This is a genomic window from Nitrincola salilacus, from assembly GCF_046271865.1.
Lineage (GTDB): Bacteria > Pseudomonadota > Gammaproteobacteria > Pseudomonadales > Balneatricaceae > Nitrincola > Nitrincola salilacus.
The window spans coordinates 2723395-2742940 of the sequence record NZ_CP176580.1; the positions used below are offsets into that span (position 1 = coordinate 2723395).

Genomic DNA, 19546 nt, shown 5'->3' on the forward strand with positions numbered 1-19546 from the left:
CCCCAGCTTGCGATTAAAGCAGATATTGTTGTGTAGCAGCTTCTGACATTCTTACAACGCAAAAGGCTCCCCGAAGGGAGCCTTTGAGATCAGATAAAAGCTAAAAAGCTTTCATTGAGATCTTTAGCTATTAGAAACGTACGCGGATACCGGTGCTGATTACATCAGCGCCGCCAGCAGCTTCCAGTGCAGAGTTTGCTTCACCGTAACCCAGGTACAGGTTAGTCATGCTACCCAGGTTGTGCTGAACTTCAACACCATAACCTTTAGCGCTGTTGTCGTGATCAGAATAACCCACTTTCAGCGTAGTACTGTCTGTTACGCTGTAAGTAGCTGCCAGATCGAACGGTGTAGTGTTGCCACCCGCACGAAAATCGTTACGAGTAACACTGGCAGCCAGAGTAGCTGGGCCAAAGCTGTAGCTTGCAGCAGCAGAAGTGGCATTATCACGAGCGTTGTTAGCAGTTTCAAAGCTGACGTAAGACAGGCCAAGAGTCAGGCCGTTAGCGCTGTACTTACCAGCAACATTGTAAGCATCAACGTTTTTGTCAGCATTTTGATCGCTAGCCAGAATACCGCCACCAAACTGGAAGCCGCCCATGTTCGGAGAAGTGTAGAAAGCAGACCTGGAAACACGACCAATAACGCCAGAAGCATACAGAACGCGTGCGGCACCAGACAGCATCAGATCAGCCTGATCGGCAGTCCAGGGGTTGTGCAGAGACGACTGAGTGCCCAGAGCGAAAGTACCAAAATCCCCCTTCAGACCAGCGTGAGCATGACGGGTGCTCAGTGCAGTTGAACCATTGTCAGTAGACAGACCCATTTCGATCTGGTAGAAACCAACCAAGCCATCAATACCAGTATCAGCAGTACCACGAACACCAATACGTGAACCGGAGTTTGCACCAGTACCGATGTTCAGCTTAGCTCCGTCAGCCTTTGCAGCTTCGATATTTACGTGGCCGTACAGAGTTGCATCAGCCATTGCGATTGCAGGAACAGCCATTGCACCAGCGATAGCCAGAGCGATAAGTGACTTTTTCATTTAGTTTCCCCTTCAATATTCAATATGCTAGTGGTTATACTTTTTAACAATATATAAATCAGCGGCTTGATTATAACCCGATCGACACCATCATTGAAGCAGATAATGACAATACAAAGGCATCCTAAGCCTGATAAAACGAAAAAGGCCCCCCGAAGGGAGCCTTTGAGATCAGATAAAAGCTAAAAAGCTTTCATTAAGATCTTTAACTATTAGAAACGTACACGAATACCAGTGCTGAAGACGTCAGCGCCAGGGTTAACAGCTCGATTTTCCAGTGTAGAGTTAGCTTCACCGTAACCAACATACAGGTTAGTCATGCTACCCAGGTTGTGCTGAACCTCAACGCCGTAACCTTTAGCGCTGTTGTCGTGGTCTGCATATGCAACTTTCAGCGTAGTGCTGTCAGTTACGCTGTAAGTACCAGCCAGTTCGAATGGAGTAGTATCGCCACCAGCGCGGAGCTCATTGTGAGTAACGCTAGCTGCCAGCATAGCTGGACCGAAGCTGTAGCTTACAGCAGCAGAAGTGGAGTGGTCACGAGCAGCATTGAACATGGATGACTCAAAGCTGATGTGCGACAGACCAACTGTCAAACCGTTAGCGCTGTACTGACCAGCAACGTTGAAAGCATCAACGTTCTTGTCTGAATTTGCAGAGCTAGCCAGGATGCCAGCACCAAACTGGAAGCCGCCCATGTTTGGAGACAGGTACATAGCAGAGCGTGACGCACGGTAGACAACATCAGAAGAACGCAGGTTGCCAGTGATGTTAGACAGCATTACGTCAGTAGCGCTGGTGCCCCACAGGTAATGAGGAGTCCACTGCGTACCCAGAGCGAAAGAACCGAAGTCACCTTTCAGACCAGCGTGAGCCAGACGAGTGCTCAGTGCAGTTGAACCGTTGTCTGTAGCCATACCCATTTCGATGTGGTAAAAACCAACCAGACCGTCCATACCAGTATCAGCTGTTCCGCGAACACCGATACGAGTAGTAGACTGACCATTGTTATTGATGTTCAGTTTTGTGTTGTCTGCTTTGTCAGCAGAGATGTTCACATGGCCGTACAGTGTTGCATCAGCCATTGCGATTGCTGGAACAGTCATTGCGCCAGCGATAGCCAGAGCGATAAGTGACTTTTTCATTTAGTTTTCCCCTTCAACGTTCAACATACTAGTAGTTGTTTGACTTTTTCTTGGCTCACCTTATCAGTGATACCGAAAAAATACTATAAAACCAGATTATTTCAAACTAATGAAGAGAAAAAAATCATTTTTCTCCAAATTAGCTATCCGGTTACAAACACTCGCAAACTGATTCCCTGTCCAAAAGCCTGTTATTCCGGGTTTCAGGGCGCGCCAGTGCCTTAATTAGGTGCAATTACAGCATAGGGGGTGAGGTGATGCAAGTTTTACTGCCATGATTATCAAGGTTTTCCTTTCTATTGAGGCAACATGGGGGACAACAAGAGAACAAGCGCTAGGCTGCCAGCCTGCTACTGACCACCATGCCACCTTCAACAATGCCTAGCTCTCATCCAGCAACTTACGCAGACGCTTGCTCGACACACTTTGCCGGGTGCCCAGTTGCTGAGCAAAAAGCGATACACGATACTCTTCCAGCAGCCAGCGAAACTCTTGTATCTGCGCGGATCCACTTCCCGCCACTGTTGCCTGCTCCAGTCGTTTTTCATACTGTATCCACCACTGCTGCAACTCTTCAGATTGAAGACAGTTCTGCCTCAGCTCACGCTGGTATTTCTCCAGACGAATCAGGATGGCCTGCAGATATCGCGGATACTGCTCCAGCCACTCCGGTGGTGTCTCGGAAAGATAATGGCGCGTAAAGAGTCTGGAAAGTTGCGCCTTTATATCGTTGAGCACTGGCACTGTCTCCAGACTCACACGCCCGTTGAGCAACCTGTTGATCTGATGCCAGGTACGATGGCAGTTACAGGCAAACGCAGCGATCATCTCAGCAGCACCATATAGCTCACCTTTAACCTTATCGAATCGCGTCTTAAAGACTGCAGCATCGCGCGGCAATGACTCATGCAACCCTGCACAACGTATCACGGCTGCCAGCAATACCTCATCCTCAAGGGTTTTGCGATCAAACAGTTTACTGCTCAGCATCACCGCATCATTCAGATGTGGCATTTTGCGCTGTGCAAAGCGCGCCTGATCACGGGCTCCGAGTAGATAGAGCCGTGCCACCCCTCTGATATTATGTTGCTGAGCTTCGTTCTGGCGTGAGAATACCTGCAGATCCACATTGGTCCCTCTATCGACCAGCCCTGGGTATACCTCTACCTCTATACCGCCTGCCTGCTTCAATCTGATGCTCTGTGGCAATTCGGTGAAATCCCAGGCAACCAACCCCTTTCGTCCCCATGTATCTGAAGGGCTCGACTGCAACACCTGCTCCGCCCTCTTGGCAAAGCGCCTTACCAGTACCTCCCAATTGCGTCCAGCCCCCAGCACCTTACCCTTCTCATCCAGCACACGGATGTTAAACAGATGATGATCATCCAGTTCGATCAGCCGAAGAGTCTCAACATCCACACGCGTACCGGTCATACGCAGCAGCTTATGGCTCAGCGCCTCAAACAGATCGCCCTGCGCAAAACTCACCGCCTCACAAAAAGCCTCAACATAGTTGGGTACCGGCACAAAGTGCTTTCTGATCGATTTTGGCAATCCCCTCAGAAGCGCAGTCACTTTGTCTGCCAACATCCCTGGTACCAGCCAATCCAGACGCTGCGCTGGAAGAGCACTTAACAGTGCTAACGGCACATCAATCGTTACGCCATCACCTTCTGCACCGGGCTCAAAGTGATAGCTCAACTGATAACGCGCATCGCCAAGCAGCACATGATCCGGATAAGCCTGCTGAGTGATATGCCCTGCCGAGCGCTGAAGAATATCCTCTTCAGTCATGAATAGCGCTTTGGGATCTGTCTTTTCAACCTCTTTTCGCCAGTGTTCAAAACCCTGCCCGTTGACGATTTTCGCCACGCCCAGAGCATCCAGTTTATCGGCATAAAACTGGTAGAGAGCCTCCTCGTCCACCAGAAGATCACGCCGTCTGGACTTGGCCTCAAGCCCTTCCACACTTTCCAGCAAAGCACGATTGTGCGCGAAGAAAGCCGCACGCGTGGTGTACTCACCCTCCACCAATGCACTGCGAATAAAGATCTCATGTGACGCAACCGGATCAATGCTGCCATAGTGGACCTTGCGCCGGGGCACAATAATCAATCCATACAAAGTCACCTGTTCGGTGGCGACCACCTGAGCGCGCTTTTGCTCCCAGTGCGGCTCCATCCAGCTCTTCTTGACCAGATGCGAAGCTGGCTGTTCTATCCATTGCGGCTCGATTTTCGCCACTTGATGCGCATACAAACGACTGGTTTCCAGCATCTCGGCAGCCATAATCCATTTCGGATTTTTCTTGAACAGGTTGGATCCCGGAAAAATCCAGAAGCGACGATTGCGCGCACCCAGGTATTCACCTTTTTCCTGTTTGAAGCCGATATGACTCAGCAGACCCGCCAGCAGAGACCGGTGAATTGAAGCATAATCTGCAGACTCCGTAGCTGCACTTGAACCCGCATTTCCCGTGCCTACACCACCAGATCCTCTGCTCTCAGAGCCTGCGTTACTGGCACCAGACTCACGATAGCCCAGCTCACGGCAACTCAGCAGAAGTTGGCGATGCAGATCACGCCACTCCCTCATGCGCACCCAGGAGATAAAGTGCTTCTGACACCATTTTCGCAGCAGCCCCTGACTGAGCGCCTGTCTCTGCTCTTCATATAACTCCCAGAGCTTCAGCAGGGTCATAAAATCCGAATCGTCATCCGCAAACAGCTTGTGCTTTTCATCAGCGGCCTGACGCTTGTCATGTGGTCGTTCACGCGGGTCCTGTACGCTTAATGCACTGGCGATGATCATCACTTCACGCAAGGCACCGAGCTTCGCTCCCTCCAGCAGCATTCGCCCAATTCTCGGATCAACCGGCAAGCGGGCAAGGTCACGACCGATTCGCGTCATATGACGCTTGTCATCAACCGCTTTGAGTTCTTCCAGCAACTTGAAGCCATCGTTGATGAAGCGACTGTCCGGTGGATCAATAAACGGAAAGCGCGAAATGTCACCCAGTTTCAGCTGCAGCATGCTGAGAATTACGGCCGCCAGATTTGTCCGGCGTATCTCAGCATCAGTGAAAGCCGGACGAGACTTGAAATCCTCTTCGGAATAGAGCCGAATACACACACCCGGCGCCACACGACCACAGCGCCCGGCCCGCTGATTCGCACTGGCCTGAGAAATCGCTTCAATCGGCAGGCGCTGAACCTTGGAGCGATAACTGTAACGTGAAATACGCGCCACGCCCGGATCAATCACATAGCGGATGCCGGGAACGGTCAGTGATGTTTCAGCGACATTGGTTGAAATGATTATTTTTTGACCAATCCCATTTCCACCGGAAAACACTCTATTTTGCTCTGCTAAAGACAATCGCCCATAGAGTGGAAGTATTTCAACATTTCGAAAATCAGCCTTACGGAGGGTATCAGCTGTCTCTCGAATTTCTCGTTCACCGGGAAGGAAGATGAGAATGTCGGAAGGGCCACCGTCCATTCGCTGCCTACCATGCTCCAGCAACTGTTCAGTCGCTTGCAGAATACCCTGCTGAAGGTCCAACCCCTTCTCGTCCTCCTCTTCAAGGTCATGAAGAGGCTGATAAAAAATTTCAACAGGAAAAGTTCTTCCTGATACCTCAATGATAGGGGCATTATCAAAATGCTTAGAGAAACGATCTACGTCGATAGTTGCAGATGTGATGATCAGCTTAAGATCAGGACGCTTAGGAAGAAGGTTCTTTATATATCCTAATAAGAAGTCGATATTGAGGCTCCGCTCGTGTGCCTCATCAATAATGATTATTTCATATTTTGCAAGGAAACGGTCATTCTGAGTCTCAGCCAGAAGAATACCGTCGGTCATCACCTTGACCTGTGTCTTATCGCTGACCTGATCGTGGAAACGAACCTGAAAACCGACCCTTTCACCTAAGGGAGTCTCAAGCTCCTCCGCCAGACGAGATGCCACCGCGCGTGCAGCAAGGCGCCGTGGCTGGGTATGACCAATCAAACCTGCACACCCTAGCCCCAACTCCAAACACATTTTAGGAATCTGGGTGGTTTTGCCTGAACCTGTCTCCCCTGCAATCACCACCACCTGATTGTCGCGGATGGCTGCAAGAATTTCGTCACGACGTGCTGACACAGGAAGATCAGGGTATTTAATGATTGTTGTCAGCGCTTGTTTTGACTCAACAGCCGCAATCGACTTATCGATCTCGTCGCTTAACTGCTGTAACCAGTCTTCATCAGTTGCCTTATTCTTAAATGCCTCTAGTTTTTTACTCAGCCTGAAACGATCAGTAATGAGACAATGCCGAAGACGGCTACGAAGATCGGCAATCGGGGATGTCAAAGCGGGTGTACTCCAAACGCATCTAAACAGAGAGGCAATTCTACAGCAATGAGCGCTTTGGTTGCGAGATTCAGAAGAAACTCATACCTGCTCTTATCAAGAGATAAGCACAAAAAACCGCTTTTAAGGCTTTTTGTGCTGGTATCGATGCCAGATATCTTTATAGCGCTGCCAGCAAGCCAGAAGGGTATGTTAACGTTAATAGACTAGCCATGCCCATTAAAAAGAGCGTCACCCCAGCAGAAAAGCTCACCGCTACCAAAGGTTTTAAACGGGCAACCAGTAGCAAAAACCCTAGGCTAAATACCGCTGCTGTGACTAAAAATCCCAGTACCATAATACCGCCTACCAGTAGGAAGAAGCCGGCAATCCACAACGCTTGTTGCTTCAAGCCTTGCATTTTCCACTGCATTGGCACTAGGAATATTCTAGCGACTTCCAATAAGCAAGCCACCACAATAATGGCGATCGCCAACCTTGGCATAATACCGCCAAGCATAGAAAGCTCAGCAAACATAAACCACACATAACCCGAGGCAATGAGTAAGCTGCCCAGCAGTACAATATCAATCACACCCAACGTCGACGGTGCAATGCCTTCCGGGCTACGCTGGTTAATCGGATCGGTTTTTTGTCGACGCTGTTGCAGATAGCTACGTAGAGAAGGAACAACCAAAGAAGCGGCAATTATTACACCAATAATAATAACCCCAGGGCGCATAAACGCATCAGCGCCTTGAAACTGTGCTGCTTGATAAAAATAGGCTTCCGCTCCGGGTGCTAAAACAAATCCGATCAAGAATGCTGGACGAGACCAGTTAGCTTGTTTTAACAGCACGCCAATGGCGCCGATGATGCCCAATGCAATTAGGTCCTCCAGAGAGCGTGTGGCTTGATAGGCCGCGAAAAGTATTAGAATTGTAATCAGTGGTGCCAAAATAACAAAAGGTACCCGAGTTAAGCTCGCAACTGGCCGTGCCAAGCCTAAACAGAGCGCAGCACCAAGAATATTAGCCAGCGCTAAAGACCAGATAATAGTGTAGGTAAGGTCAAGATTCGTTTCCAACATGCTGACCCCAGGCTGCAGGCCAAGCAATAACAAACCGCCTAAAAACACCGCTGCGGTACCAGATCCTGGAATACCAAACAGCAAAGTGGGTACCATGGCCCCACATGCGCAGGCATTATTGGCAGATTCAGGGGCAATTACCCCACGAATATCCCCTTTGCCAAATTGAGACTTGTCCTTTGCACTTTGTACAGCGTGGCCATAGGTTATCCAATCAACCACTGATCCCGCCAAGCCTGGAATAGCTCCCATCAAGCTACCAATACCTGCACAACGAGCCACTAGCCCTGGCCGTTTGACAACATCTCTTACTCCTTCACGCCAACCTTTACCCAATTCGCAAGGTTGTTCTGCGATTGCACCCCGCTTAACCAGCAAATCAATAATTTCCGGTAATGCAAAGATGCCTAACCCCACTACAACCAAGGGTAAACCGTCGTATAGGTAATCAATTTCGAAAGGAAGCCTGAATTCACCCGTTGCCGGTGCCATGCCAATCGTACCAACTAACAACCCTGCGCCACAGGCGGCCAAGCCTTTAAATACATCTTTGCCCGACAGAACCGCTACCATCGACAGACCTAGCAAGGTCAGCATAAACAGCTCGGAAGATGAAAATGACAATACCACTGGCCGTGCAATCAGAATAAAGGCTGTCAGCACCAGCGCGCCTATCAAGCCACCTATCATCGACGATAAAAATGCGCTGGAAAGCGCCCGTGCAGCCTGGCCTTTTTTAGCCAGAGCAAAACCATCCACCACTGTTGCTTGGGAAGCGCTTGAACCTGGAATACCTAACAGCACCGAAGCAAAGGTATCTCCCGTGGGAATAACTGCCACAAGCCCCATCAACATCCCCAAGGCTACCGATGGTTCCATGCCGTAGAGAAAGGGCAGCAACAGGGACATACCAGCAATGCCTCCCAGCCCGGGGATAATACCGACCACTAAGCCGATCAGCACACCAATAATCATGTACATCATGTGAGGCACTGTAAATAACTGCCCCAAACTGGAGAAAAGGACCTCTACCATAGTGTTGGCTCTTATGTTGTTTGGTTATAAATGGAGCCCAAAAGCACCGCATTACCGGTATATTAATAAATACTGGCGCCGTATTAACGATGCCAGTATTTACCGGCGTTTAATGAATACGAGCACCGTGCCGCTCTAACAGCCAGTTGACGAGCCACAGGCGTGTGGTGTCATCAAGCGTCATCGCCTCTTTTATATGCTGCTCAACAACCTCACCAACCACAGGGGTGTAGGGCCCAAGATGCTCCGCAGCGGCTTCTTTAAACTCTTCGGTATCAACAAAACGCCGAGCTGCCTCTCGATATTCATCAATCAACGCTTCAGGGGAATTTTTGGGCAACAAAATCAGCTTTTGCAGCGTAAAACCAGAGGCAAAAAACTTCCGATACGCTTCGCCTGCCGGGCCACTGGGCTGTTCGCCATTAACACGCTGGTAAATTTCGTTAAACGTGGGAAGATCTGGAAATGCCGGATCCCGCACTATTTCTCCGCTGTCATTGAGAACACCAAGTGAAAAGAGCGGTATGGCACGCCCACTCTCAACCAGCGGCGTTACACTGCTGAAGTAAGCCGATGTCGTTTGGAAATCAATATCGGCTTCACCTCGCTCAAAAGCAAGTCTGCCCTCGCCACGACCACGCATGCCCGAAACGGCTTGCACATCGACACCCAGCAAATCAAGCGCAATGAGTATTGGCAGTTCAAGCCCTGTATGGCTTTGTACAGCAAACTTGACCTTCCGCTCGGTCAGGACCCTAAGGATATCTTCCGAGTTATCGCCCAAGCTGGATTGCGCATAAACCACTCCACCCGTTGGCGTTGCTAAAATCGGCGTCCAATCATTATAGTTATAACGCACACGTCGATCTTGGAACATCGCAGGATATTGCGTTGACGCTGATGTTCCTATCCAATGGCTACCATCTTCAGCAGCACGCATCGCGAACAAGTTAGTGCCATTGATAGAGCCACCACCGGGCACATTATCAATCACGATCGTTGGGTTACCTTGAATATGGTCGCTCAGCCAAGTCGTAAAAAAGCGCGCCCATACATCGGTGCCCCCACCTACACCAAAAGGAATCGTCCAATGAATAGTGCTGGGCACAGATACGTTTTCTTTAGCCTGAGCATTAAGGCTGGCTACGCCGAGTGTCGAACAGGCAAGCACCAGTAATACTTTCTTATAACGTGCAAACGGCTTAACCGTTTTAAGGGACTTAGTTCTGAGGGTTGTCATGGTGTTACTCCTGTTTTTCATTATTGTCTTTTTGTTGTGATAACACGGTCTGTTTAATTAGCCGCCTCCATGAAAGGAAGAGCCGTATCAGTTTGCGGTAAGGTATAAAAAATCTGACCACTCATGATTTTTCGTGCAGTTCGAATCAGCGATACCCGCGCGATATCAAAGGCATTCTGCTGACGATACTCAGCAGTCAGCTCGATAGAGCCAGAGGGATGCTCCAATACAATCTTGGACAGAAGCTGTTTTGAAACAAGGCGATGAGTATCGAGAGCGAGCAGATTAGCGACCGAGCCAGGCACGTTGATAGCAGCAACGACAGCTATAGCGCCAGTCACAGCGATCGCTTTATGGCAGCGATGAGGTACAAAGTATCGCACGTTTAGCGTGCTTGACGTTGATTGAGCTGCTGATATCAAGGCAACCTTAGGCAATACGCTTTGGCTAACATCACCGAGCCCCATTCGCTTACCGGCTTCACAACGCAGTGACTCTATACGACTCAAAAGCGCCGCGTTTTCATCCAGCTCAGCAGGCAATTCGTTGCCGATAACCCCAAGCGATTCAGCACGCATCAGTACAATCGGGGTTGCCGCATCAATACAGCTTACTTCCACACCATCTATCCACTCGGAAGCATGCCCGGTAGGTAACAGCTGGCCGGTTTTGCTCCCGATAATATCGAGAAAACTCAACTGAATACCCGCCGCGCTGCCCGGAACGCCACCGATACGGATATTACCCTCGTACTGCACCTGCCTACCCGGGGTAGGCACATGGCACTCGATTAATCGCCGTGTGTTTAAATTGTATACCCTAACCACTGTGATGCCATCTTGCGGCTCAACCAACCCCGTTTCCAAGGCATACGGTCCGACTGCAGAAAGCATATTGCCGCAATTAGGATTAAAGTCGACGCGTTTGTTCATCACGTCGACTTGTGCAAAAAGGTAATCGACATCTGCTTCAGGGTGTGTTGAGCGCTCAACGATAGCGACTTTACTGGTTAATGGATCGCCACCTCCAATGCCATCAATCTGCAGTGGATGTCCAGACCCCATCAAACTAAGCAAGATGTCAGCCTGATGTTGTTGGTCACTGGGTAAGTCGCTCATGCGTAGAAACGGTCCCCTAGAAGTACCACCACGCATAACCATACAGGGGATGCTATTCATTATTGCTCTGCCATCTTTAGCGTTTAAAGTATGGTAGTAACATATCAGGCAGCTTTTGATGTCTCAAATGCAAATATAAGTTGCCATAAATACATAATTTGCATTAATGTGCTTTCATTATAATGGAACTTCACTAGTGGAATAATCCGATGCTTCACAGACTCGAATTTCTTGATCTCAAAGCGTTTATTTTGGTCGCTGAACTAGGCACTTTTCATGAGGCGGCACAACGCTTGTACCTATCTCAGCCTGCGCTTTCACGACGCATTCAAAAATTAGAAGAACTCCTTGAAGTTGAACTGCTTGAGCGCACTACACGACGGACTCGTTTAACCCCAATTGGAGCAGATTTCTTACCACGAGCTCGACGAATGATTGAAGAATATGAGTCGTCAATTTTGGGGATTCGTGAGTTAGTCACACATCAAAAAGGCACCGTTACTATTGCCTGCTTACCCACAGCGGCCTTCTACTTTTTGCCAAGTGTTATTCGTGTATTTAGCGAGACCTGGCCCGGTATTCGTATCCGAATTCTGGATGTCAGCGCCAATGAAGGGTTGGAAAAGGTCATAAATGGCGAAGCCGATTTCGGCATTAATATGATCAGCGCCCAAAGTTCAGAAGTGCGCTTCACCCCGTTACTCCGAGACCCTTTCGTTTTGGCACTTCGTTCCGACCACCCGTTAGCCAGCAAAAAGCAAATTGAATGGAGCGACTTGGAGGATGTACGCCTGATCACCGTCAGTCGAGATAGCGGGAACCGCACACTGCTAGATAACGCACTTTCTGCGGAAGGTATTCATCTCAACAGTTTCTATGAGGTACAGCACTTATCAACCTCACTGGGCTTAGTGGAGTCAGGCTTAGGTGTCGCTATTTTACCTAGCATGACCATGCCAGGTCCGGATCACGATACACTGTGCTCTCGCGACCTACCTGAACCACGTATTCAGCGCTCAATTGGATTGGTGCGCAGCAACTCGCATCGCCTTTCAAGTACAGCTCAGCTCTTTATCGATTTGTTATTAGAGCATTGGGGCAAGCACGATAATTAGCTCATATCACCTTGCTGTATATGCTTATCCGCGTCTATATCGGATCTGGCATGACGGCTCAGCACCTGCTCTCGCAACACTCGGCGCAACACTTTACCAACAGGTGAACGGGGCAGAGAGATGCAGAACTCAACGGATTTGGGGACTTTATAGGCGGTCAGGCGCTCACGGCAATAAGCACGCACGATTTGTGGTGTCAGGCCGGGCCGCCTGGGCACCACGAAAAGTTTGATCTGCTCGCCGGTATGCGCATCAGGCAGGCCAATCACCGCGCAATCTTCAATATCAGGATGAGAGCTGATGATATCCTCAAGCTCAGTAGGGTAGACATTGAAGCCCGAGACATTGATCACCTCTTTACGGCGATCAATGATCTTAAGATACCCATCCTTATCCATCACACCGATATCACCTGTATCCAGCCAGCCATCTTGCGTCAATACCAGCTCGGTTTCTTCTGGATGCTGCCAGTAGCCAGACATGACCTGCGGGCCCTTGACCCAGATCTCACCCACTTCCCCCAAGGGAAGTTCATCGCCCTGCTCTCCCCGGATACTGATCTGTGTTTCCGGCAATAGCGGTCCTACCGTCCCGACACGCACAGCATCAGGCAGATTCACACAAACCACAGGAGAGCACTCGGTCAAACCATAGCCCTCGGCAATGGCACAGCCTGTCAGCTTGTGCCAGCTTCTGGCCAGCGCATGCGTCAGCGCCATGCCGCCGGATATTGTGATACGCAACTCTTTAAGATCCAATTCATAAAAGCGCGGGGTACTGATCAGGGCTGAAAAAAGCGGATTGATCCCTGCAAATACAGTGGGCCTGAAAGATTTGAAAGCCGCGATCAGACGCTTGATATCCCGCGGATTAGGAACCAGCTCTGTACGACTGCCGATGGCGGTCAGCGCCAGCGTGAGCATGAATGCGTATATATGGTACAACGGCAGAGGTTGCAGCAGCCGCTCCTCGCCGGGATGGGTGTACTTCAGCAGCAACTCGCGCAACTGATCAAGATTCGCCAGCAGATTGCCCTGTGTCAGCATCGCCCCCTTGGCAGGGCCCGTCGTACCACCCGTATATTGCAATAGCGCCAGATCCTGCGGCGCGCATCTGATCTCGCGCATGGCCGGAGCAGCATCCGGTTTCAGAATATCGCGCAATCTGATGGTATTTTGGATTTGATGTGCCGGAGACCGCATTTTCCAGTAGCGCAGCACCAGATTCAGTACACACCCTTTAACAGGCGGATGCAGATCACCAATCTCGGTCAGAATAACCGTTTCAATGGCTGTTTTATGCAAAATACGACCAGATAGATGAGCAAAAGGCGCAAAGACAACCAGCGCCTTGGCTCCTGAGTCAACAAACTGGAATTCCAGCTCAGATGGGGTATAAAGCGGATTGGTATTCACGACCACCAGCCCAGCCCGCAAAGCGCCGACCAACACCACCGGGTACTGCATCAGATTGGGTAGCTGGATCGCAATGCGATCACCCGGCTGCAAAGTGGTATGGTGCTGCAACCAGGCTGCAAATTGGGACGACAGCAGATCCAGCTGAGCATAGCTGATGGTTGCCCCCATATGCCCGAAGGCTGGTCGCTGAGCATAACGCAGGAATAACTGTGAAAAAAATGTATTCAGATCAGCACTGCGATCAATACTCAGATGACGGCTCTGTGTTGTCAATCATCACTCCCTATGCCTGATCCTGTTCTGCATTAAATACAGCGTGAAAAGAACTCTTCACCAGTCCATCAACAAAGACCACCATCTCTCCAGGCGCCAGAGATTGCCACTGCTCATTACAGGTCAGTGGTTCGGTGGCGATGACCGTTACGATATCGTTCGGTGTTGTCACGGCACCGAAATCCACTTCGACCTCACAATCACTGAGGCGGGCTTCACCGAAGGGAGAGCGGCGCGTAATCCAGGAAAGCTTTGAGCTGCAGAAGGCAAACAGATGCGTGGACTCGCTCAGCAGCATGTTATATACACCCAGCGCTCTGAGCTTTTCACAGCACTGATGAACAAAAGCCATCAAGGCTGAAAAATCTTCGGGCCTGTCAGGAAACGCAGTTCGAATCTGATCCAGCAGCCAGCAAAAAGCATGCTCGCTATCAGTGGTACCGATCGGTTTGTAAAAGGTCAGAGGCCAGTCGAAAACGGCTTTATCAAGCTGCCCATTGTGCGCGAAGCACCAGCGATACCCCCACAGCTCACGACTGAAAGGATGTGTATTTTCGAGACAGACCCCCCCTACATTGGCCTGACGGATATGACTGATCACCGTACAGCTCTTGATGGGATGCTCCGAGATAAGCCTAGCCACCTTCGAGTCGACACTGGGCTGAGGATCATGAAAGGAGCGTAACCCCTTGCCCTCATAAAAAGCGATACCCCAACCGTCTCTATGCGGACCTGTGCGCCCTCCTCGCTGCATCAGCCCGGTAAAGCTGAAGCAGATATCCGTTGGCACATTGGCACTCATCCCAAGCAGTTCACACATGCTCAAGCCTTCTTGTCGGACAGCGTAATGCGATCGGGGAGCGAGTCGATCAATTCCATGCCGGAATCAAACCCCAGTCGCTCGGTCAGGCGTTCCACTCTTCCCGGGACAGCGTCATTCGGGAGCGAAAAATCTGGCTGCTGCTCCGGCAGGCGCCGCTCGCCCAGGAAACACCCCTGGGGATCAAGCGTAAAGGTCTGACAACAGGTATTGGCCCTGACTTTGCCGCCTCGCTCGATATGCAGCTCTTCACAGACAACGTCACCTTCCAGAGCCCCGCTGACAAATATCTGGCGAGCTCGTATACGCCCGGATACGACACCCGTCTTGCCAATGGAAATATCATCGCTGGAGCTGATATTTCCTTCCAGAAAACCATCAACATGCATCTTGCCACTGACAGTAGTATCACCGTAGAAACGGTTACCCTCAGCGATAATAGTTACTGCTGACCGGTTTGATTTAGCGGATACAGTGCGCTTAATGATTCCCACTGAACCCCCTCAACACTAGTAAATATTGTATCAAAATTATCCAGCCCCCATTTCATGAACTTTTCAGGATCGATCGGACTATGAAGGTGTCTCACTTCGTAGTGCAGATGCGGTCCTGTGGAGCGGCCGGTATTACCACTGCGACCGATCAACTGGCCTTTATGCACAAACTCACGAGGTTTGACCTCGACCTTATTAAGATGTGCATAATAGGACTTGAAACCGAAATTATGCTGCAGGATGACCAGATTGCCAAATCCAGTTTCGCTGCTGTAGCCGCCGAACTCCACAACGCCATCTGCTGTGGCATATATCGGCGTTCCCGGTGGTGCAGCAAAATCCACACCGTTATGCTGAGAGCGGGTTTTACGAATCGGATGAATCCTGGGGCCAAATCGGCCGCTCATGCGCTGCCCCTTGATCGGCAATCCATTGGGAATACTGTGCAGTAAAAACAGACGCTGCCTGGCCGCGGCTTTCATCAGCTCAACACGCTCCGAGGGCGTCATCGCTGAACGATCACCAGAAACATCCAACATCGACTCAAGATCAGTCAGATCAGCATCCAGTCGCAACTTTTCCTGCTGCAACACATCGCGCTCAAAATAGACATCGCTGAACAGGCTACCCAGTGAATTCAGTTGCGACAGATACAACTGCTGCGTCCCCAAGGTGAACTCATACTCATTGACCAGTAATTGGTGATCCTGCTCAAGGCCCGACAGATCTTCCCGTGTCTTGACCAGCAGAAAATTGGAAACCAACAGGCTAAGCCCGAATAACAATAAAACCAGCAAAACCAGATATCTGGCGAGCTGATTCAAGGTGTACTGACGAGATCCATGGACCGTTGTCAGTGTCACTATCAGTTTATGTCGCAAGGCAGGAACCCATCAGGAAAACAGAACGCGGTTAATATACCCGAATTAACCGCGTTGTCATAACCTGATCAGCTCACAGGATGGGCCAATCTGAAGCAGGGTACGTACTCTTCATGATTAATTTTCATTCGCCGCTGTTCAACAAATGAGCTAAGCAGATGATCCAGAGCACGCGTAATCTCTGCCTCACCGGTAATTTCAAAGGGTCCGCGCTCCTCTATGGCTCGAATTCCGGACTCTTTTACATTACCCGCAACAATTCCAGACAGTGCACATCGCAACTGTGCTGCCAGTTCATGATCCGGCAATGATTTGGACAGCCGAAGCCCGGCCATATTCTCATGAGTTGGTTCAAAGGGCTGCTGCAATGCCAGTGGGATAGTCAGTTGCCAGTTGAAATGGAAAGACTCACCAGATTGCACTCGCTGCTCTGTTACCTCGCGGAGCCCCTGCTTCATGCGATGAGCCACCTCATGCGGATCATCCACGATAATGTCGTAAAGACTTTGTGCGCGTTTGCCCAGTGTCGTACCGATGAACGCATCAACCGTTTCGAAATAGGACTCGCTGCCAGCGGGCCCAGTGAAGATCAATGGGAAACGGATATCCGCATTCTCTTCGCGAAGCAGAATCCCGAGAATGTAAAGAATCTCCTCGGCTGTCCCCGCCCCACCCGGGAAAACGACGATGCCATGACCCAGCCTGACAAACGCCTCCAGGCGTTTTTCAATGTCCGGCATGATCACCAACTCATTGACAATCGGATTGGGTGATTCAGCTGCAATAATGCCCGGCTCAGATATACCCAGATAGCTGCCACGAGTAATGCGCTGTTTGGAGTGCGCAATCGTGGCACCTTTCATCGGCCCTTTCATGGCGCCCGGCCCGCAGCCGGTACAGATATTCAGTTTGCGAAGACCCAGTTCATACCCCACCTTTTTGGTGTAATCATACTCCAGCCGATTGATCGAGTGCCCACCCCAGCAGACAACCAGGTCCGGCTTGACATGGGGGCGTAGCGTCTGGGCATGGCGCAGAATATGAAACACCATGTTTGAGATCGACTCGGAAAGGTTCATATCATCGCAACAGTTATCCAGTTCATCCGTGACATACAACAGGTCACGCAATACCGAGAACAGGTGTTCACGAATCCCCTGAATCATTTCACCATCAACAAACGCACTGGCCGGTGCATTGATCAGATCCAGTTGAACACCACGATGCTTCTGGCTGATCTGGACATCAAACTGGCGATACTTGTCCAGCACCTTGCGCGTACTGTCCATTTCACTGCCGGTATTAAGCACAGCCAATGCACACTGGCGAAACAGCGCATACAAACCGCTCTGACTCTTATCCTGTAGCTTGGCCACCTCATGGGGTGAGAGATTATCAAGACTTTCACGCGGGCTGATACTGGCATTTACAAACTGCTCGGTCATCATAGCTGACCTCCTTTCCACTCTACTGCTCCACCCCTTCAAATCGATTCGATTACTGAATCTGCCTGAAGGACTTAAACATACCATTTGTTATAACTATGAACGCTACCCCATCTTTTTACTACATTCAGATGATATTTTTATGACTGGCACAGCTGTGTAAAAATGAGATTGTAATCTGCGTCAGGTTGTTTTAGCTTGCAGGTATACCTCACTGCAAAGGAAGTTTCAGATGAGCCCATCGAAAGCGTCAAAACTGTACATTCTCGATACCAACGTACTTTTACATGATCCCAAGTGCCTGTTTGAGTTCAAGGAGCAGGATGTTGCGATCCCGATGACGGTTCTCGAAGAGCTGGACGACATCAAGGACCGGAAACAGACAGTGGCCGCTGAAGCGCGCCATGCGATTCGGGTGATCGACAGCATCATCAGCTCAGCCTCCAATCCTTCTCAGATCACCAAGGGCGTCCGGATAGTACTGCCGGGCAAGGATCGCGCCACCAAGCTGGGTTTGCTGAGCATTTTCCCCGACCATGAGCTGACCGCTCGTGCCGGGTTTCTACCTGATGAGCGCAACAAAGATAACCGCATTATCAACTGTGCTCTGCATCTGCAGTCCACCTTCCCACACCGCCAGATCGTGCTGGTCACAAAAGACATCAACATGCGCCTCAAGGCGCTGGGCGCCGGACTGGAGCGCGTTGAGGATTATCGCACTGATCAGTTGGTATCTGATATCGATCTGCTGCCGGAAGGGCATCACCACCTGGAAAAGCCTTTCTGGGAAGGCGTGGACAAGGTCGACAGCTTCCAGAAAGAGGGCAAGACCTATCATAAGGTCGCCCATTCACTGCTGCCGGATACCTACCCGAATGAGTACATCTATGATGACAGCAAGGATTTTGTCGCCAGAACGGTCAGCGTAGAGGGTGACAGCATCACACTGATGGATCTCGGCTACAGCCACATGATGCATCAGAGCTGCTGGGGAATCTCTCCAATCAATATTCAGCAGGCTTTTGCGATGCAGGCGATGCTCGACCCTGAGATAGATCTGACGATCTTCCTCGGCTCCGCCGGTTCGGGTAAAACACTGATCGCGCTGGCCTGTGCACTGGAGATGGTGATTGAACAGGGGCGCTACAACAAGATTATCGTTACCCGCTCGACACCGCCTGTTGCAGAAGATATCGGCTTTTTGCCAGGTACTGAAGAGGAAAAAATGACACCCTGGATGAGCTCCATCAATGACAACCTCGAAGCGATGCATGAGCAGGATGAGCGCCCTCAGAGCAGCGTCAAATACGCCATCGAGAAAGCCAACATCCAGTTCAAATCATTGAACTTCATTCGTGGGCGCAGCATTCAGAATGCGATTGTACTGATTGATGAAGCTCAAAACCTGACACCCCAGCAGCTGAAAACCATCATCACCCGTTGCGGCAAAGGAACCAAGATGGTCTGCATGGGCAACCTGGCACAGATTGACTCCAACTATCTGACGCCACTGACATCCGGCCTGACCTATATTGTTGAGCGCTTCAGAGAGTTTGAAGGCTCGGCCAGCGTCCACTTCCAGGGCGTCTTCCGGTCTCGCCTGGCAGAGTTTGCCGAAGAAAACCTCTGACCGAGCAGACTCAGCCAGCCGACCGTTTATCAGGTGATAGGCGGTTGGCTTTGCGCTTTTACTTCTCTGCACCGCCACTCGGCGTTACCATACCCGCTTCTTTAGCACTATTCTTGACATACTGAACCCTGAAATTGAGATACGATGCGCTGGATTCGAGGCATAATCAGCCGTTTTTTCATCCTGCTGGTGAAGTTTTACCAATATTTCATCAGCCCACTCATACCACCCAGTTGCCGCTTTTATCCCAGCTGCTCCAGCTACATGATTGAAGCGATACAGGTGCATGGCCCATTTAAAGGCCTCTGGCTTGGCCTGCGCAGAGTGTCACGCTGCCATCCATGGAACGATGGCGGTATCGACCCCGTCCCTCCGCGATGCTGCCAGCATGAGGATAAAAATGACTGAAGCAGCCAGGGTGATGCTTTTACTGCAGTTCAGATACTTTCTGCTACT

The 19546-nt window shown here is 50.4% G+C and carries 14 protein-coding genes; 3 read left to right on the plus strand and 11 right to left on the minus strand.

Features of this window, described 5'->3' with window-relative positions:
* Positions 1–130: 130 nt before the first annotated feature.
* From ACK3CJ_RS12855 to ACK3CJ_RS12880, 6 genes are all read right to left on the minus strand, one after another.
* Complete coding sequence (locus tag ACK3CJ_RS12855) at positions 131–1048, minus strand: porin (protein WP_409522612.1); 918 nt, start codon at positions 1046–1048, stop codon at positions 131–133.
* Positions 1049–1260: 212 nt separating this feature from the next.
* Entirely contained in the window at positions 1261–2193 is a 933-nt protein-coding gene (locus tag ACK3CJ_RS12860) for a porin (RefSeq protein WP_409522613.1), read from the minus strand.
* Positions 2194–2574: 381 nt separating this feature from the next.
* On the minus strand, positions 2575–6552 hold the full coding sequence (hrpA, locus tag ACK3CJ_RS12865) for an ATP-dependent RNA helicase HrpA (protein ID WP_409522614.1): 3978 nt from the start codon (positions 6550–6552) through the stop codon (positions 2575–2577).
* 160 nt (positions 6553–6712) lie between these two features.
* The gene (locus ACK3CJ_RS12870; RefSeq protein WP_409522615.1) at positions 6713–8656 is read right to left on the minus strand and encodes a tripartite tricarboxylate transporter permease; all 1944 of its coding nucleotides are present in this window, start codon (positions 8654–8656) and stop codon (positions 6713–6715) included.
* Positions 8657–8765: 109 nt separating this feature from the next.
* A complete protein-coding gene (locus ACK3CJ_RS12875; RefSeq protein WP_409522616.1) occupies positions 8766–9896 on the minus strand; it encodes a Bug family tripartite tricarboxylate transporter substrate binding protein in 1131 nt (376 codons plus the stop codon).
* 53 nt (positions 9897–9949) lie between these two features.
* A complete protein-coding gene (locus tag ACK3CJ_RS12880) occupies positions 9950–11074 on the minus strand; it encodes a 4-oxalomesaconate tautomerase (protein ID WP_409522617.1) in 1125 nt (374 codons plus the stop codon).
* A gap of 149 nt (positions 11075–11223) precedes the next feature.
* Here ACK3CJ_RS12880 and ACK3CJ_RS12885 point away from each other — a divergent pair, with 149 nt between their 5' ends.
* On the plus strand, positions 11224–12129 hold the full coding sequence (locus ACK3CJ_RS12885) for a LysR family transcriptional regulator (RefSeq protein WP_409522618.1): 906 nt from the start codon (positions 11224–11226) through the stop codon (positions 12127–12129).
* Here ACK3CJ_RS12885 and ACK3CJ_RS12890 read toward each other — a convergent pair.
* From ACK3CJ_RS12890 to ppnN, 5 genes are all read right to left on the minus strand, one after another.
* Positions 12126–13820 carry an AMP-binding protein gene (locus tag ACK3CJ_RS12890; RefSeq protein WP_409522619.1) on the minus strand — a complete coding sequence of 565 codons (1695 nt, stop codon included), beginning with the start codon at positions 13818–13820 and terminating at the stop codon, positions 12126–12128. The genes ACK3CJ_RS12885 and ACK3CJ_RS12890 overlap by 4 nt on opposite strands.
* Before the next feature lie 10 nt (positions 13821–13830).
* A complete protein-coding gene (locus ACK3CJ_RS12895) occupies positions 13831–14640 on the minus strand; it encodes a class II glutamine amidotransferase (RefSeq protein WP_409522620.1) in 810 nt (269 codons plus the stop codon).
* A gap of 2 nt (positions 14641–14642) precedes the next feature.
* On the minus strand, positions 14643–15134 hold the full coding sequence (locus ACK3CJ_RS12900) for a bactofilin family protein (protein ID WP_409522621.1): 492 nt from the start codon (positions 15132–15134) through the stop codon (positions 14643–14645).
* Positions 15083–16015, minus strand: a complete 933-nt coding sequence (locus ACK3CJ_RS12905) for a M23 family metallopeptidase (RefSeq protein WP_409522622.1) — start codon at positions 16013–16015, stop codon at positions 15083–15085. The genes ACK3CJ_RS12900 and ACK3CJ_RS12905 overlap by 52 nt, the downstream gene beginning before the upstream one ends.
* A gap of 68 nt (positions 16016–16083) precedes the next feature.
* Positions 16084–17463: a nucleotide 5'-monophosphate nucleosidase PpnN gene (gene ppnN, locus ACK3CJ_RS12910; RefSeq protein ID WP_409522623.1), complete on the minus strand. Its 1380-nt coding sequence runs from the start codon at positions 17461–17463 to the stop codon at positions 16084–16086.
* Between the two features lie 229 nt (positions 17464–17692).
* Between ppnN and ACK3CJ_RS12915 the strand changes: the two genes are divergently transcribed.
* Together ACK3CJ_RS12915 and yidD are read left to right on the plus strand one after the other, a co-directional pair.
* Positions 17693–19090, plus strand: coding sequence for a PhoH family protein (locus tag ACK3CJ_RS12915; RefSeq protein WP_409522624.1), 1398 nt, complete (start codon positions 17693–17695; stop codon positions 19088–19090).
* Between the two features lie 144 nt (positions 19091–19234).
* Complete coding sequence (gene yidD, locus ACK3CJ_RS12920) at positions 19235–19498, plus strand: membrane protein insertion efficiency factor YidD (protein WP_409522625.1); 264 nt, start codon at positions 19235–19237, stop codon at positions 19496–19498.
* Positions 19499–19546 lie beyond the last annotated feature (48 nt).